At 40.4% G+C, this 16,739-nt stretch carries 11 protein-coding genes; 1 reads left to right on the top strand and 10 read right to left on the bottom strand.

The annotated features are described in order from the left end of the window. Nucleotides 1-159 precede the first annotated feature (159 nt). The 7 genes from H5087_RS09540 to H5087_RS09510 form a co-directional block, all read right to left on the bottom strand. The gene (locus H5087_RS09540; protein WP_182671876.1) at nucleotides 160-2,292 is read right to left on the bottom strand and encodes an alpha-galactosidase; all 2,133 of its coding nucleotides are present in this window, start codon (nucleotides 2,290-2,292) and stop codon (nucleotides 160-162) included. 326 nt (nucleotides 2,293-2,618) lie between these two features. Further along, nucleotides 2,619-4,097, bottom strand: coding sequence for an SLC5 family protein (locus tag H5087_RS09535; protein WP_182671875.1), 1,479 nt, complete (start codon nucleotides 4,095-4,097; stop codon nucleotides 2,619-2,621). 53 nt (nucleotides 4,098-4,150) lie between these two features. Beyond that, nucleotides 4,151-4,912: a SapC family protein gene (locus H5087_RS09530; protein ID WP_182671874.1), complete on the bottom strand. Its 762-nt coding sequence runs from the start codon at nucleotides 4,910-4,912 to the stop codon at nucleotides 4,151-4,153. A 12-nt stretch (nucleotides 4,913-4,924) separates the two neighbouring features. Then, entirely contained in the window at nucleotides 4,925-6,451 is a 1,527-nt protein-coding gene (locus tag H5087_RS09525; protein ID WP_182671873.1) for a tryptophan halogenase family protein, read from the bottom strand. A gap of 192 nt (nucleotides 6,452-6,643) precedes the next feature. After that, entirely contained in the window at nucleotides 6,644-9,391 is a 2,748-nt protein-coding gene (locus tag H5087_RS09520) for a TonB-dependent receptor (protein WP_182671872.1), read from the bottom strand. Between the two features lie 187 nt (nucleotides 9,392-9,578). Then, nucleotides 9,579-10,553 (bottom strand): aldose epimerase family protein, encoded by a 975-nt coding sequence (locus tag H5087_RS09515; protein WP_182671871.1) that lies wholly within the window; start codon nucleotides 10,551-10,553, stop codon nucleotides 9,579-9,581. Between the two features lie 200 nt (nucleotides 10,554-10,753). Then, nucleotides 10,754-11,152, bottom strand: a complete 399-nt coding sequence (locus H5087_RS09510) for a thioesterase family protein (RefSeq protein WP_182671870.1) — start codon at nucleotides 11,150-11,152, stop codon at nucleotides 10,754-10,756. A gap of 33 nt (nucleotides 11,153-11,185) precedes the next feature. On the opposite strand from H5087_RS09510, the gene H5087_RS09505 reads away from it, so the two are divergent. Next, nucleotides 11,186-11,890 carry a 2OG-Fe(II) oxygenase gene (locus H5087_RS09505; RefSeq protein ID WP_182671869.1) on the top strand — a complete coding sequence of 235 codons (705 nt, stop codon included), beginning with the start codon at nucleotides 11,186-11,188 and terminating at the stop codon, nucleotides 11,888-11,890. Nucleotides 11,891-11,911: 21 nt separating this feature from the next. On the opposite strand, the gene H5087_RS09500 is transcribed toward H5087_RS09505, so the two are convergent. The 3 genes from H5087_RS09500 to acnB form a co-directional block, all read right to left on the bottom strand. After that, the gene (locus H5087_RS09500; RefSeq protein WP_182671868.1) at nucleotides 11,912-13,147 is read right to left on the bottom strand and encodes a cysteine desulfurase-like protein; all 1,236 of its coding nucleotides are present in this window, start codon (nucleotides 13,145-13,147) and stop codon (nucleotides 11,912-11,914) included. An 11-nt stretch (nucleotides 13,148-13,158) separates the two neighbouring features. Further along, nucleotides 13,159-13,791 (bottom strand): 2OG-Fe dioxygenase family protein, encoded by a 633-nt coding sequence (locus tag H5087_RS09495; RefSeq protein WP_002958808.1) that lies wholly within the window; start codon nucleotides 13,789-13,791, stop codon nucleotides 13,159-13,161. Nucleotides 13,792-13,991: 200 nt separating this feature from the next. Beyond that, nucleotides 13,992-16,589 carry a bifunctional aconitate hydratase 2/2-methylisocitrate dehydratase gene (gene acnB, locus H5087_RS09490; protein ID WP_039488618.1) on the bottom strand — a complete coding sequence of 866 codons (2,598 nt, stop codon included), beginning with the start codon at nucleotides 16,587-16,589 and terminating at the stop codon, nucleotides 13,992-13,994. Nucleotides 16,590-16,739 lie beyond the last annotated feature (150 nt).

Below are 16,739 nucleotides of genomic sequence, written 5' to 3'. Positions count from 1 at the left end.
CACTTTATTTTCTATACTTTTGAGTTTACTAAGTTAATTTACTAAATTAGCTTACTAAGGATATAAAAAAGTCAGCTCTAAACAATATAAAGCTGACTACTAATATCTCAATAGAGCAGCATAAAAGCGATTTTCACCCTTTACTGCTCTTAGTTAAATTTAAGCTTTGTTAAGCTCAAATATAAGCGATGTTTGCGGGAATGAAATTGGCATTTGTAAACCAAACTGCATTAGCGCTTCACCGGTAAATGTTTGACCATTTACCGCAGCAATAGAAGATGGGCGATACTCTTCAAATTTTACCGGCCACACTAAATTAAGTGTGTACTGCGCATCAGCATCTAGGCCAACAAAACGAAGCTTATTAGGCGCTGTACGCGGTGTTTCGCGAACGCTGTTATAAGCAAATAACGCTTTTGTTTTTTGCTCATCGATTAAACCAAAGTTAATTGATAAATCGTCGCTATCTAGGCGGTATAAATCGGCAGCATGAATAAACTCACGATGCTCTTTGTGAAGTGCTATTGCCGCTTTAAGTGCATTGTATTCGTGATCGGTCAGCTCTCGTGGGTCCATTTCGATACCCATGTGGCCAAACATTGATACCGCAGCACGCATTTCAATACTTACATTACGCCCTGTGATATGACAATCGCGTGGGCCTACGTGTGCACCCATTACCGACGATGGGAAAAAGAACGAACATCCACGCTGTATTTCAAGGCGATCAAGCGCATCGTTTGAATCTGACGTCCATACACGGTCTGTGTGAGCAAGTACGCCGTAATCTACACGTGCACCACCTGACGAACAGCTTTCTATTTCAAGCCCTGGGTGCGCCGCTTTAATACGGTCAATTAAACGATACAGTGCCAATGTTTGCTGATGCACTGCTGGCTTACCATCAAAATTACCCGCATGGTTAATATCGCGGTTCATATCCCATTTAATGTACTTAATAGTTGGGTATTCAACTAAAATATCGTCAATCGCTTTGTATAGGTACTCAACAACCTCAGAGCGCGTTAAATCAAGTACCAGCTGATTTCTAAAGCTTAACTGTTCGTTGTTTTCTGAGCCTAATACCCAATCAGGATGTGCGCGGTATAAATCACTATCAGGGTTGACCATTTCTGGTTCAAACCAAATACCAAACTCCATACCTAAGCTATTAACATGATCAATGACTGGCGATAAGCCATCGGGGTAAATTTTGTAATCTACTGTCCAATCACCTAAGCCAGCATTGTCGCCACGGCGGCCTTTAAACCAGCCATCATCAAGTACAAAACGCTCAATACCTAACGGCGCTACTTTGTCGGCTAGTTGCTTAAGCGTGTCTACGTCGTGATCAAAGTAAATGCCTTCCCATGTGTTGTAATGCACAGGGCGTGTTTTTTCACGCTGTGCTTGGCTAAGTAAATTAGCTTTAACAAAACGATGAAAATTACGAGAAAGCGCACTAAAACCTTCACTCGAAAACGAGCCATAAATGCTCGGGCTTTGATACGTTTGGCCTTTAGCAAGTGTAAGCTCACCAGGAAGTAATAGCTCGCCCATTTGTACATAACGGCGCCCTTCAGCTAAAAGCTCTGCACGTAGTTTATTGTTACCACTCCAACCTAAATGAAAGCCGTAACATTCACCGTGTTGTTCGCCTGCATTTTCGTTATGCACTAATAAGCCAGGGAATACATCGTGTGATGTTTTACCTTTACGATTTTCACGTACAAAGCTGCCAAGCACTAAATCAACCGATTGACGTTGGAATTCGTTTGACCAACGACCCTCAAAGCTCACTATTTTGCTTACGCTATCTGGTAATTGAAATGTTGGCGCCGCGCAAAAGTTAACACTTAATGGCGAATCACCTAAATTAGTTAATACAGTATGTGCGCTCAATACGTCAGTGTTTTTATCAAGCGTGATGCTGTGTACTACTTCAATACCACGAAGTTTATCTACACTTACAAACTCAACGGTCGCACTTGAAGGTCGACGCACTTCTTGAAGCTCTGGCCCAACTGACCATGCGATTGAGTCGTTTACAAGTTCAAGGCCTGGCGCGCCAGTAAAGCCTTCGCCTAATAAAGGAGATAGAGAAATAGGCGCTTCTTCAACCACGGCACATTTTACTTCTTGACGAGTTGCGAGCTGAGTAAGCATTGTTTCAGTTGTTTGCTCAGATAGGCGTTTACCAAAGTACAGTAATGCCGGTGTTTTGCTCTGGCAGTCGAAAATAACGGTGCTGTTTACACTGTCTAATCGATAAAATGATTTAGTGTCGGCCATGATTTTCCTATCCTCTTGTTCATTGTGTGAGTTATAAATATAACGAAAATTAGTAAGCTACACTATTTACTAAATGCATCTCTTTGCTTGAGCCACAATCTATCAATCAGATGGTGACTCTCAATAATAATAGTATATATCATACAAATTAGGTTTTGATAGTCTTTACATCGCAAATAGTCAGATAAACTCACTGGAAGTACCACTGTAATAAAAAGTATTAAACTAACCTTCGCTTTGAAGTTCTCATGTTGCTTTTAATACATATAAAAAAATCGGCCAGAGTTTCCCCATGACCGATTTTGTCAGCTTAAACTATTTATAATCTATTTTTGTACTTGTGCTTGGCCTGCGTCATCAAGTGCCGGTGTTTTACCTGCCCATTGCGCGCTTAAACCAAACACTACTTTATTTACAGTTAACGCAAAAGCTACACATACAATCAGTGTAATTGGCATTAAGTGAATGTAATGAATGTCAGTATGTAGTGGTGAGTTTGCAAACGTAAGCATGCCGTACATTACAACACCTAAAATTACTGCTGCAATACCTGCACGTGCATCAACATTTTTAAATAATAAGCCCACTACAAAAATTGAGAATATAGGCATACTTAATAAGCCATTTAATTGCTGTAGCAAGTTAATAATACTATCGGCTTGCTGGTAAATTGGTACAAGTACCAATGTTAAGCTTGTTAGTAGCAATGTTACGTAACCACTTAGCTTTACCACACTTGGCTCTTTATTAAAGTAAGCTTCGTGAATGTCACACACGTATAGTGCTGTAGCTGAATTTAATAAGCTGTTGTAAGTAGACAGCACTGCCGCGGCCATCGCCGCAGCGAACACACCGGTTAACCATGCTGGCATTACATCACCCACAATTCGACCATAAGCAGCGTCGCCAATATCGCCGTAAAGTTTGAACGAAATAATACCCGGTAATACCACAATTGCAGGAACGATTAAAAAACGAATACCCGCTGCGGCAAATATACCTTTTTGCGCTTCTTTAACATTAGGAGCAGCCATTGCTCGTTGCGTAATTGTTTGGTTAGTACCCCAGTAATACATTTGAATAAAGATCATACCGGTTAAAAGTGTTGGCCACGGAATAGGTGAGTCAGCATCGCCTATGAGTGTTAAGCGCTCCTCAGGAATACCCGTAAAGTCATAATTAATCGCATTAAGTGCTAAAAATACCACTAAAACAGCCATACCCAGTACCAGTAAACCGTTGTATGTATCAGACACTGCAACTGCACGTAGACCACCAAAAAACGCATAAATAGCACCTACAATGGCAAATGCGGTGGCAATATACATTAGCGGAATATCAACCTTAAACATGGTTTGCATAAATAGCGCACCTGAGTAAATTACCGCTGGCATGTAAATAAGTGCATTACCTAAAAAGAATAATCCCCCAATAACAGCGCGAATATGTTTGTTGTTGTAGCGTTTTTCTAAAAGCTCTGTGGTGGTAGTACAATTGTATTTGTAATAAACAGGAATGAAGACTTTAGCTAAAATAATTAAGCCAATAATCGCCGCAAGCTCCCACCAAACAAGCAAAGCCATTTGGTTACCATTCATACCTACTAGTTGGTCGGTACTTAAGTTAGTAAGTGTTATTGAACCTGCAACAAACATCCAAGTAAGGCCACCGCCCGCTAAAAAATACTCTTTGGTTTGGCTTTGTCCGTTATTACGATTTTGGCCTCGGCATTTCCAATAAGTAAGGCCACCAATTAAAGCGGTGACAAAAACAAAAACCACCAGCTGTAAAATGTTATCTGACATGTGTGTGTCTCCTACGCGTTACGCGCAATGTCTGTGTAATAAAAAAGTGCACGCTACAGCGCGTGCGCATCTCGACTTAGTTCTAACTTAATTTGCTTTAAAGGCATAAGTTCGGGACGTTGGTTGTGCAGCTTTACCAATGCATTTAACTGAAACAGTGAAATAAGCATACTGTTAAGCACACTTAGGTAACCTTGCTTGTGTAAGTTTGCAACGGTATCGCTATCTAAAGTTTGCAGTTTGTCTTCATCAACTGTGCTCAAACCTTGAATAGTTTGGGTTTCGCCTTGTTCAAACTGCAATATAATATCTATGTTTTTAATAAGCCCTAAGCGCGCTACTTCATGGGTAAATTGATACGTTTGATAATCATTTTTTAAATCGCTCTCAAGTAGCTTTTGCTGTGAATTCAAAAATAAGCTTGGCTTACCTTTAGCATCAAATAGTGCCTCGCCTTGCTGCGTATTTACGGCTGAGCTTTGATCATCTATCGCAATAAAGTAGTCGCTGCTATTTGCTTCACGGGTCATTAAATAAAGAGGGTGAGTTTGTATACATACCGGTGTGTAAAGCGCCTGCCACTGGTTGTTATTAACCAATAAACTTTGCCCAGCACTAAAGCTTGTTAAACCCGATACGGTATAACTGCCGTTTTGCGCATTTCGCGCTAAAAATATAGGTAAGTCGCATGCAGCTTTTGCCACTTCGTTAGCTCTTAAATTAACTAAATGCTGCGTTTTTGCATATTCAACACCTGCATTAGGGTTAATTTTTAATGTTTGGTGTTTGGTGTTTACTAGTTCACTAATAGCCATAGTTACACATCCTTAAACTGGTTTAGCCGCTAACCACTGCTCAATATAAGCGCGGTGTGGCGGCAAAGTTTGCAACATCTGCTGTGTAAGCTGGCTGTTACGTTCAATTATTTGTTTGGCTTGAGCGTCTTGTGAATACAAATAAGCCTGTTTAGTAAAGTCTGGTTTGAAGCCCATACCATATAAAACGTACTGGTAGCTGGCGGCTGGGAATAACTCTAATGCGCCATGAAAATCTTGAATAAGCGGGCCACGGCTTCCCCAAAGCAGTAAATCTTCTTGCAGGGTTTGTGGAATAGTGTCCGGATGTACATGCGCTTGCCAGTAAGGTTCTGGACGCTTGGTTAGCATGTAATGGAGCTTTAAAAAGTCGATAATGCGCTGCCAGCGGTAGTCCATTTGCTCGTTAAAGCGTTTAGCTACAATAGGCATTACTTGTGTATCTGCTGGCATATGCTCTGCTACAAAGCGTGCTGAAATTTCAACAAGCATAATAGCGGTTGCTTCAAGCGGCTCTACAAACCCTGCTGACATACCCACTGCAACACAGTTTTTATGCCAAAACTTCTCACGGTAGCCCGACTCAAAGCTAATTTTACGGGCAGTTAAACCGTTTGCTGCATCGCCTAAATAGTTTCGTAAGTTTTGCTCTGCTTCATCGTCTGATAAAAATTTGCTTGAATAAACATGCCCTACACCACGGCGATGCGTTAAACCTATATCCCAAATCCATCCAGCGTTTTGAGCTGTTGCTATGGTATGGCTGGCTAAGGAGTCATCGTTTTCATCGTAAGGAACTTGCATCGCCAGTGCGCTGTCGTTAAATAGCACGTGGTCCATTTTTTTAAACGGTACGTTGAGCGCTTGGCCTAATAACAATGATGAAAAACCAGTACAGTCTATAAATAAATCGGCGCTTATAATGCGGGTTTGATCTTTTAGAGTAAGCTCATTTATTGCACCATCGTCATCAAGTTTTACCTGATCAACAGTACCAATAATATGCTCTACGCCAAGCTTACTTTTACAATGCTGTTTAAGCATTTCTGCAAAAGCGCCGGCATCTAAGTGATAAGCGTAATTACAGTTACCTTGATATTCACCTTGCGCTATACCTCTTGGGGCTAAGCTTGCTTCGCAAATATCATGTTGAAAATTAGTTTGCTGTGCAAAGTCTTCAACATTATCTAAATAAGGGGCTAAATCTATGCGGCCGTAGCCTAGCGGTACAGTAAATGGATGGTAGTAAAAGTCGTTGTTGCCGTGCGTCCAATTTACAAATTTACCACCTTGCTTAAAGGTAGCGTTACAGGCTTTAAATACATCAACTTCACGCAAACCTATTTGCTGAAGTGTGTTTTTCATCGTGGGCCAGGTACCTTCACCTACACCAATTGTTGGAATATCTGACGATTCAACCAACATCACTTTTAAGCCATCACCATTTTTACCTTGGTGATACGAAGCTATAATTGCAGCGCTCAACCATCCTGCTGTGCCGCCACCAATTACTGCGATTGTTTTTATTGTTTTATTCATAATGGACTACTCTTTGAGTATCTTTGATAACGTTTTATACAACAAATGCCCGGTAGGGCATTTGGATTTAATGTGGTTCCATTTTAGCCAATTAGGTTAACTAATATACATTACTGTTAAATTAACCTAATTGGTATTAGCACTAATGTACTGCAATGAAACAAGAGGCGAGAAGTTCGCCTCAAACATTAATTAAAACGATCCGCGAATACCAAACGCGTAACGTGAGCCATTATCTTCCACTGAATAGATTTGGTTAGCAAAACGACCCGTTTGTACTAACTCTTCTTCAGTGATGTTGATGCCTTCTGCAAAAATAGTGAAGTTTTCGTTAATATCGTAGCTTGCACTAATATCCCACTGGCCGTACGTTTCTACGTTCACTGGTTCACCATTGAAGCCGTTATCAACTAAGCGTAAAAAGCCTTCACGGTTGTTAAATGCAACACGTGCTTGCCAGTTGTCTTGCTCATAAAACAATACTAAGTTTTGTGAATCGCCCAAACCTTCAAGTGCAAATGTTTGAGTTGTATCATCACCTACACTAATGTCGCTATTCACAACAGTCGCATTAGCGATAAAACCAAAGCCATTTTCAAACATGTGAGTAACACCCACTTCGAAGCCGGTTACAGTTGCAGACTCACCATTTTGAGGACGGCTTACAGTGTAAACTTCTGAGCTACCAATAAGTTCGTCATCTGTTTGGTCTGTACATGTAGTACACGCAAAATCAGGGCCCGAACGGTCAGACATTTCGTATGTTTCTGCACCCGTTAACGTAACAATAAAGTCGTCAACTTCTTTACTAAATACCGCAAAGCTAAATAAGTTAGCATCGTTGTAGTACCACTCGTAAGAGATATCCCAGTTTTCTGATTGGAATGGTTTAAGTGCTGGATTGCCACCACTTGCCGTTAAGTTTTGACGACGTGGTTCGTTAAAGTTTGTCGCAGGAGATAACTGAGACATAGTTGGACGAGTAATACTATCGTACGCGGCAAAACGTAAAATCATATTATCTTGTAGCTCAAGCTTAACGTTGAAAGACGGTAGTAAGTTTGAGTAGCTAGTACCTTGTTCAATATTAGTCGCAGGACCAAATACGTTAGCAAACAATGTCGCATCTGACGTTGGAACTACATCGCTAATAAAGCTTTGTATAGCAGCAACTTCAATATCGGTTTCAGAGTAACGAGCACCCATATTAACGGTTACCGGCATATCAGCTAGGTCAAAACCAAGCGTAAAGTCCATGTATAAGCTAGTGATGTCTTCGTTAATTGTGTAACGGTTATTTTGTAGCGTTGGCTCTACTGGAAAACCTTGATCGGCTAAGTAATCAAGCATTTTATCGCCATCGTAGCTATAAAATGTATCGATTAAACCAGGGAAGTAATTACTCGCTGTGTATGCTTCAAAATCAATTTCATCAAGCGGTGCTTGTGTACCGTAACCACAAAATTGACATTGGCTACCAAAAATTTGGAAGCTAGATTTTTCACGCTCTTGGCGATAAGCACCAAAGTTAATACGCTCTACTGGGCCTTTATCTGGCACGTATTCAAAATCGGCTTTTACTTCAGTGATTTCATCTTCATCAGTAAATTGGTTACCAATTTCATTGTAGTGAAGACGCGCTAGGCTTGGATCTGGCAATGAACCATTTTCAAAGCCATCATGCTGTACGGTAGGAATGCTGCCTGTACCGTCAAAAGTATAGCTGTTAATAATACCCACTACGTTAAAACGATCATTACCTGCACGGTCGTTTTCAGCTGTTGAGCGAGATACATCAAATTTTGCTTTTAATGACTCGTTTACTTGCCAATCAACATTAATACCAAATGCTTTGTTAGTTACATCACGTGAGTTACGCGTGTGTGATACAAAATCACTTGCAGGGTCGCCACTTGGCGCGCCTAAGCCAGCTTCTTGAGAGAAAGTTAAAAGCGTACCCGTTTCAGCATCAATTGTTGCACTGCCTACACGGTCTGGTTCAAACCAAGATGCTAAATCACGCACTGACGAATCAACTTCAAATTTTGAAATCATTCCATCAACAGTAATTGTAACATCGTCAGATGGTGCATATTGAAGCACTAAACTTGCGTTTGTACGTTCACGGTCTTGCTCATCAACTACTTGATCCCAGTTACGTGGAATGTATGCATTTTCAAACAGTACACCATCAGTAGGGTTAGAAATTGTTTGGCCGCCGCGCCAACCTGCCGTTAAAATTTGGTTATTTTGAAGCTTTCGTTGCTGATTAGTGATGGCAAAAAGCACACCTAGCTTGTCATCGTTAAACGTATTACTAATTAAAAATGATGCTGATGGAGATACTTCTTCAGAAAGGCTTTCGTACATGCCTTTAACAGAGCCTAAAACATGTAAACCGCCAAAATCAAAAGGACGTGCTGTAGTTACGTTAACCGTACCACCAATGCCGCCTTCTTGAAGCGTTGCTGTATTACTTTTATAAATATCAGCACCGGTGATTTGATCTGCCGCTAATACATCAAAATTGAATTCACGACCTGCACTGTCTGTCGCAATTTGACGGCCGTTAACAAGTACAGTATTAAATTGTGGACCAAAACCACGAATAGTTACCGCTTGGCCTTCACCACCACTACGGTCAATTGCTACACCTGTAATACGTTGCAGAGACTCTGCTACGTTTAAATCAGGAAATTTACCAAGATCTTCTGCTTTAATCCCGTCTGTAACAACATTAGATGCTTTTTTATCTAACATTGATGAACGTAAGCTGCTGCGGATACCCGTTACTGCGATAACTTCAACATCTTCATTTACTACTGTAGGCGTATTGCCTTCAGCGCCTTGAGCTGCAACGCTTCCGCTTGCCAATATACCAGTGATAGCAATACTGAGCGCGGTTTTCTTGTTGAACGATAACTTATTGTTAATTATCATTTTTTAAAAACTCCTGATTGTGTGTAGTCGTTGTGTCGTTGTGGTAGTGCATATAGTTTCAAATACTATTTATATTATAAATACTTTAAACCAGCAAAAAGTGCAACCTTTTCCTGAATTATGGATAGCATTTAATCACTATATTTTTGCTTTTAATTTTCTTTAAATTAACATTAGAATGCTGTATTCACTCAGAAAAAGAGTAAATAATAACCTGTTCGTAATCCTCTCCCGGCAATAAATTAGCTTTTGGAAAATTTGTCCGGTTTGGCGCATCTGGCCAATTTTGCGCTTCAAAACACAAAGCTTGCCGTGCTTTAAAAGGCGCACCTACAAAGTTTGCGGTATAAAGTTGCATGCCTGGCTGCGTACTTTTAAGGGTTAAACTAACGTTCGTGTGTGGCGAAGTTAATGTAGCCATCGTTTTTAAACTGCTGTCATCATTGAAAATATAGCAGTGATCAAAGCCATTACCAGCTTCTAGCTGAGGGTGAACGGCGCTTAAGGGCTCACCAACTTGAGCTGGCTTAGTAAAATCAAAGCAGGTGCCTGTAGCTAAAGCGGGTTCATTAAGTGGAATACTAGTTGTATCAATAGGAAGGTAACGATCGGTATTAATTTGAACAAGGTGCTCATTAATTGATTCACTGCCATCAAGATTAAAGTAGCAATGGTTAGTAAAGTTAACGAGCGTTTCTTTATTCGTTATCGCTTTAAAGTGCAGAGTAAGCTCGCCGTTTTTAGCGCTAATCGTTTGCCAAACCTGCAACTCCCCGGGGAAACCTTGTTCTCCGTCGGGCGAGCAATAATAAAGCTCAACTTCACTTTCAGTTTGTTTACTTACTTGCCAAAGTACTTTATTAAAGCCTTTAACACCGCCGTGCAGGCTATTAGGTCCGTTATTAGTATCTAACTGATATTCAGTACCCGATAGACTAAAACGTCCACCAGCAATGCGGTTAGCGTATCTACCGACAGTTGCGCCTAAGTAAAATGGGTTTTCAAGATAGTATTGCGGGTCGTCAACGCTAAGCGTCATTTCATGTTTTTTGAATTTAATGCTTTTTATTATTGCGCCAAATGGCAAAATTTCAGCTGTTAAATTTTGACCATCACTGAGCTGAATAACTTGTAAAGGTTGGTTATTGGCAATAGATGTCACACGCATTCTCCAATCAAATTACCGAATTAACATTTCCTGTTATAACGGCGCAACAATATATAATATAAATAGTATATAATTGGAGCCTGCAACTCAATCTAAATGCGTTAAAAAATCACGACAAAAATTTACAGCTGCCATCATATATTTACAATAATTCAGCTCAGTATGGGCTTATGTAAAATATAAGCCTCGTAAAGTTAACTGCTTTGGTAAATATGCTCGTTAAGCGCCGTTTTTTCGTCAATGCTAAGCGCTTGCTTTGATTTAGCAATAAAATCGTACCTCACCATCACAGCTTTGCCTATTGCGCAGCATTTATCGTGTTGCCATGCTTCTTGCCTAAGTGTAAAAGAGCTAGTGCCTATATGCTCTACAGAGGTTTTAACTGTCACTTCGTGGCCATAAAATAATTCGCCTACAAACGACACTTCAACTTTGGCGATAATCAATTTCCAATCATGTGGATTTAAGTCTGGTGTAAAAAACTTAAAAATAGGTCCACGCGCGACTTCAAACCATACAGGGAGTACGGTATTGTTGATGTGTCCGAGTGCATCTGTTTCGCTAAAGCGCGGCATCACTTTTTCAATAAACATAAAAATCCAATAATAATTATATAAAGGTAAACCATGACGGACTTTATACGCGTTATTGATAACGCATTAAGCGATGAGTTTTGCGATGAATTTATTTCCACATTCGCGCAAAGCCCGCATGTAAGACAAGGGGTAACATCGGGCGGTGTCGACTTAAAGAAAAAAGACAGCCACGACCTACACTTAAATAATCACCCCGAATATGCACAACAATTAAAACATATACAACAAACGACTGCACAGCATGTTTTTAAGTATGTTGAAGAGCATATTTTTATGATGATTGGGGCGTTTGGCTTAAAGGTTTATCATCCAAAAACAGGCGAAGTAGTCGATTTAACCCAAGAAAATTTTGAAGAAGTGGGTAAACCGCAATTACCTTTGCTAGTTCAGCAAATTTTTAGACTTGGTAATATTCAAGCGCAAAAATACGAAGTAAACAAAGGTGGCTATCCTTACTGGCATAGTGAAGTTTATCCGCAGCTACAGCACAATGAAGCTTTGCATCGCGTGTTGTTATTTATGTTTTACTTAAACGATGTAGAAGAAGGTGGTGAAACAGAGTTTTATTATCAAAACCGTAAAATCGCCCCTCAAAAAGGCACTATGGTAATAGCACCTGGCTACTTTACACATACTCATAGAGGCAATAAGCCAGTATCAAACGATAAGTATATTTTAACCTCGTGGGTACTGTTTAACCGTGCAGAACAAATATATGGTGCGCCTAAGAGTTAGCGCACCAAAAATCAGTATTATTTAACCAAGCAGTTCATCAAATAAATTAAACAACTGATCTAGCTCTTCAATGGTGTTGTAGTGCATACAACCAATGCGCACTACACCGCCTTTATCAAGCACATCTAATTGCTTGCACAACCCTTGCGCGTAAAAATTACCATCCCACACGCAAATATGCTGCTTACCTAGAAATTCTGAAACGGCGCGCGGCTCAAGCCCTTCAAAAATTAAAGCAAAAGTAGGTGTACGCTCATTAAGGCGATCAAAATCATCAATACCAAATAACTTAATACGTGGATAATTAACTAAGCGCGTTAAAAAGTGTTCGCTAAGCGCCATTTCGTGCTGCTTAGTTTTAGCAAAAGCAACGCTTAACTTTTCGCGGCGTGAATGGCTATCATCAAGTTCGCTAATCGCCGCAATGTAATCAACAGCTGCGATAAAACCAGCCATTGCTTCAAAGCTTTGCGTGCCGGTTTCCCAGCGACCTGGTGCTACGTCTTTAGCTGGCTCAACCTTGTAAGGCGTAAACCCGTCTAAATGTTCTTTTTTACCGTAAACCATACCTAAATGCGGGCCAAAAAACTTATACGCAGAGCACGCTAAGAAGTCGCAATCAAGTGCTTGCACGTCAACAAGTTCGTGCGGTGCATAATGTACGGCATCAACATAAACAAGTGCACCTACATCGTGAGCAAGCTCAACAATACGTTTAATATTATTAATTGAACCTGTGGTATTTGAAGCATAAGTGACCGCTACAAGCTTAGTGTTGCTGTTTAATAAGCTTTCAAATTGCACCATATCTAAGCTGCAATCAGCTTCGTTAATTAAAGCCGTATTGACTTTAACGCCTTTATCTTCTGCAGCTTGTTGCCACGACGATACATTCGAGAAGTGATCGGCATTGGTTACAATTATTTCATCGCCAGCCTGCCAGTCGCGTGAAATTGCACGGCTAAAACTAAACGTAAGGCTGGTCATGTTTGGACCAAACACAATTTGTTGTGAGCTAGGTGCATTAAGTAAATCAGCAGCGGCTTGGCGCGCATTCGCCATCAACTCAACCGTTTTATCACTTGAAAAAAACGCGCCACCTAAGTTCGAATTATAATGACCTAAATAAGCTGTCATCGCAGTAAGCACCGATGTTGGTACCTGCGAGCCACCTGGTCCGTCTAAAAATATTGGCGATTTACCATCAACGTTCTGCATTAATGCTGGAAACTGCTCACGTAATTGCGTTATGTTCATGCCTAACTTCCTTAAGACGTTAATACAAAACAATCCAGGTAACCTGGTTTGCTAGCATCAATTTTGTTCATAGGTGTTGCGTTATGCCACACTTGACGGTCGTTTATTAATGCAAACATGCCGTCTTTTATTTCCATTTTAAAACAAGGCTCAGCTTGCTTGTTTTCGTATACAAGCAGTTCGCCACCTTCTAAGTTCTCGTGAGAAACACCGCATATACATACATGGTCAAAACCATCTTGATGCACGCCTTCTGGCGCTGCAGGTGTATCGCTATCGATGGCAAGCATACGGAACTGATGAATTTCAATATCACGCTGCTCATCAATACCGGTAAGTTGGCGAAACTCATTTACAATGCTTTTCATGCCCTCTGACTCAAGTAAACTTTGCTCTAAATTTTCGTAAGTACGCTCTACATTACCTTGAAAAGTATTAATTGAATCATCTTGAACAAATGCTTTGGCTTGCTGTAGCTTTATTTCACCATTTTGCATTTTTACTACTGAATAACGACGTTTACGAAAGGCACCATCTGCATAAAGGTTTGCAGGAAGGTTATCAAAAGAAGGTTTAACCAAATCAATATTTGCTTGGTTAACAAAACGTAGTTGCAATAAATTCTGGTTGTTTAATGCTGTCATAAAATCTCGCCTAAAATAATGAGAATATTGATAAGGATTTTAATGCATTTTGATAGGAATTTTTGCGCGATTAATTACTTTAAAAGCAATTTAAGACTAGAGTTAATACAATAATACAAAAAAAGAAGCATGAACTATCTAATATTTATTTTAGCCAATAAAAAACCCGCCGAAGCGGGTTTTTAAACAAACTCTAAAAGTTATACAGCTTGTTGAATAATCACGTTGTCTGCTTTTTTAGTGTAAGCAGGCATACGGTGGAAGTTTAAGTAACGGTAAGTATCTGCAGCCGTTGCATTAATCTTCGCTGCGTATTCTTGGTACTCAGCTGGAGTAGGTAGTTTACCTAAAATAGCCGCTACTGCAGCAAGTTCTGCTGAAGCTAAGAATACGTTCGCGCCATTACCTAAACGGTTAGGGAAGTTACGTGTAGAGGTAGACACAACCGTTGCTTTGTCTGCAACACGTGCTTGGTTACCCATACATAGTGAACAACCTGGAGTTTCGATACGTGCACCTACACGACCAAAGATACCGTAGTAACCTTCGTCTGTAAGCTGATCTTTATCCATCTTAGTTGGCGGGGCAACCCAAAGCTGAGTTGGGATACGACCTTTAAAGCCATCTAGTAACTTACCTGCTGCGCGGAAGTGACCGATGTTAGTCATACAAGAACCGATGAATACTTCGTCGATTTTCTCGCCAGTAACATCAGATAATAAACGTGCATCATCTGGGTCATTTGGAGCACAAAGGATTGGCTCTTTAATATCTGCTAAATCGATTTCAAGTACATGTTTGTACTCTGCATCAGCGTCAGCTTCCATTAGTTCTGGGTTAGCTAACCAATCTTGCATTGCAGTAATACGACGCTCAATAGTACGTACATCGCCGTAACCTTCAGAGATCATCCATTTAAGCATAACAATGTTTGATTCTAGGTATTCTGCGATAGACTCTTTAGAAAGTTTAACCGCACAACCTGCTGCAGAACGCTCTGCAGATGCATCTGATAGTTCAAACGCTTGCTCAACAGTTAGGTGTTCAACGCCTTCAATTTCTAGTACACGACCAGAGAATTCGTTAATTTTACCTTTTTTCTCAACTGTTAATAAACCTTCTTTAATACCGAAGTAAGGGATTGCATGTACAAGGTCACGTAAAGTGATACCTGGTTGCATTTCACCTTTAAAGCGAACCAAAATTGACTCAGGCATATCAAGAGGCATAACACCTGTAGCTGCTGCGAATGCTACTGCACCCGAACCTGCTGGGAATGAAATACCTAATGGGAAACGTGTATGTGAATCACCACCAGTACCTACAGTATCTGGTAATAACATACGGTTTAACCATGAGTGAATTACACCATCACCTGGGCGAAGTGACACACCGCCACGGTTCATGATGAAATCAGGAAGCGTATGGTGAGTGTTTACATCGATTGGTTTAGGGTAAGCCGACGTATGACAGAAAGACTGCATTGTTAAATCTGCAGAAAAACCTAAACATGCTAAGTCTTTAAGTTCGTCACGTGTCATAGGACCTGTTGTATCTTGCGAGCCAACAGTTGTCATTTTAGGTTCACAGTATTGGCCTGGGCGAATACCTGGAACGTTACACGCTTTACCAACCATTTTTTGCGCTAGTGTGAAGCCTTTTTCAGACACTTCTGTCACTGTTGGTACTTTAAACACATCAGTTGGACCTAGGCCAAGTGATGTACGTGCTTTATCAGTTAAACCACGACCAATGATAAGTGGTATACGACCACCAGCACGAACTTCATCTAAAATTACATCAGATTTAAGTTCAAAAGTTGAGATTACTTTGTCAGTACCGTGGCTCTTAACAACACCTTCGTACGGGTAAATATCGATTTGCTCACCCATGTTAAGCTCATCAACATTTAATTCGATTGGTAATGCACCTGAATCTTCCATTGTATTAAAGAAGATTGGAGCAATTTTATTACCTAGACATACACCGCCAACACGCTTGTTTGGTACGAATGGGATATCATCGCCCATGAACCAAAGTACAGAGTTAGTTGCAGACTTACGAGAAGAACCAGTACCAACAACATCACCTACATATGCAAGTGGTAAGCCTTTAGTTTTTAATTCTTCAAGCTGAGAGATTGGACCTACTTCGCCTGGCTTGTCTGGTGTAATTCCGTCACGTTCAATTTTTAGCATTGCTAAAGCATGAAGTGGGATATCTGGACGAGACCATGCATCTGGTGCTGGTGATAAGTCATCAGTATTTGTCTCGCCAGTTACTTTAAATACAGTAACTGAGATCTTTTCAGCAACAGCTGGTTTATTAGTAAACCATTCTGCATTTGCCCAAGACTCAATAATTTGCTTAGCGAATGTATTACCCGCTTTTGCTTTTTCTTCAACATCGTAGAACGCATCAAACATAAGTAATGTATTTGAAAGGCCTTTAACTACGATTGGTGCAAGTGTTTCGTCATCAAGTAGGTCAATCATTGGCGCGATATTGTAACCGCCCAGCATTGTACCTAATAATTCTGCCGCTTTTTCTTTAGAAACAAGTGGAGAATTAGCTTCACCTTTAGCTACAGCTGCTAAAAATCCCGCTTTAATATAAGCAGCATCATCAACACCAGCTGGTATACGCTGAATGAACAAATCTAAAATGAATTCTTCTTCACCTGCAGGTGGGTTTTTTATTAATTCAATAAGATCAGCAGTTTGCTGAGCATCTAATGGCGCTGGTACGATACCTAACGCGGCACGTTCTTCTACGTGTTTACGATATTCTTGTAGCACAATATTGCCCTCTTGGTGACGTGAAAGTATCCGGTAGCGCTTTGGGCGCAAATAAGTTACCCAATACTTATAGTATTCTAACGCGTAATTATAAAGCTTTTATGGATAGATGAAAATCCATCCAGTTGCGCAACTGATTATACCGATTAT

It is taken from the genome of Pseudoalteromonas sp. SR43-7 (assembly GCF_014163785.1).
GTDB lineage: Bacteria > Pseudomonadota > Gammaproteobacteria > Enterobacterales > Alteromonadaceae > Pseudoalteromonas > Pseudoalteromonas distincta.
The sequence above is the reverse complement of the archived record's forward strand: the minus strand, read 5'-3'. Positions and strand labels throughout refer to the sequence as shown.

What these genes read in the sequence shown, in the direction of transcription:
- H5087_RS09530 (WP_182671874.1), bottom strand. Translation starts at nt 4,912, where the DNA reads ATGGCTATTAGTGAACTAGTAAACACCAAACACCAAACATTAAAAATT.
- H5087_RS09495 (WP_002958808.1), bottom strand. Translation starts at nt 13,791, where the DNA reads ATGACAGCATTAAACAACCAGAATTTATTGCAACTACGTTTTGTTAAC.
- H5087_RS09535 (WP_182671875.1), bottom strand. Translation starts at nt 4,097, where the DNA reads ATGTCAGATAACATTTTACAGCTGGTGGTTTTTGTTTTTGTCACCGCT.
- H5087_RS09510 (WP_182671870.1), bottom strand. Translation starts at nt 11,152, where the DNA reads ATGTTTATTGAAAAAGTGATGCCGCGCTTTAGCGAAACAGATGCACTC.
- H5087_RS09500 (WP_182671868.1), bottom strand. Translation starts at nt 13,147, where the DNA reads ATGAACATAACGCAATTACGTGAGCAGTTTCCAGCATTAATGCAGAAC.
- H5087_RS09525 (WP_182671873.1), bottom strand. Translation starts at nt 6,451, where the DNA reads ATGAATAAAACAATAAAAACAATCGCAGTAATTGGTGGCGGCACAGCA.
- H5087_RS09505 (WP_182671869.1), top strand. Translation starts at nt 11,186, where the DNA reads ATGACGGACTTTATACGCGTTATTGATAACGCATTAAGCGATGAGTTT.
- H5087_RS09520 (WP_182671872.1), bottom strand. Translation starts at nt 9,391, where the DNA reads ATGATAATTAACAATAAGTTATCGTTCAACAAGAAAACCGCGCTCAGT.
- H5087_RS09540 (WP_182671876.1), bottom strand. Translation starts at nt 2,292, where the DNA reads ATGGCCGACACTAAATCATTTTATCGATTAGACAGTGTAAACAGCACC.